This window comes from Saccharopolyspora elongata, from assembly GCF_004348985.1.
Lineage (GTDB): Bacteria > Actinomycetota > Actinomycetes > Mycobacteriales > Pseudonocardiaceae > Saccharopolyspora > Saccharopolyspora elongata.
This window is the reverse complement of record NZ_SMKW01000264.1, coordinates 1-380: the sequence shown is the minus strand read 5'-3', so window position 1 is coordinate 380 and position 380 is coordinate 1. Positions and strand designations below refer to the sequence as shown.

The 380-nt window shown below is 71.1% G+C and carries 1 protein-coding gene; it reads right to left on the bottom strand.

Translation table 11 applies throughout. The features are described 5' to 3' along the window. A partial coding sequence (locus tag E1288_RS46630) for a transposase (RefSeq protein ID WP_132495777.1) occupies positions 1-380 on the bottom strand: 380 nt, incomplete at both ends.

Sequence of the window (380 nt, the reverse complement as noted above, 5' to 3'; positions counted from 1 at the left end):
GTGGATGTCGTCGCGGCGTTCCCAGCGGATGCGGAGGCGTCGCATGCCGTGGTACCAGGCGATTGTGCGCTCGACGACCCACCTGATCACGCCGAGTCCGGAGCCGTGGCCGGTTCCGCGTTCGGCGTTCTGCGGGTCGATTCCCTTGGCGCGCAACTCGTCCCGGTGTTGGGCGGAGTCGTAGGCGCGGTCGGCGTACAGGGCGTCGGGTCGGCGGCGGGGGCGCCCGCGCTTGCCTCGCACGGGCGGGATTGCCTCGACCAGTGGGAGGAGCTGGGTGACGTCATTGACGTTGCCGCCGGTCAGGCTGAATGCCGTCGGAATGCCGCCGCCCTCGGTGATCACGTGGTGCTTGGAGCCTGGCCGGGCGCGGTCGACCG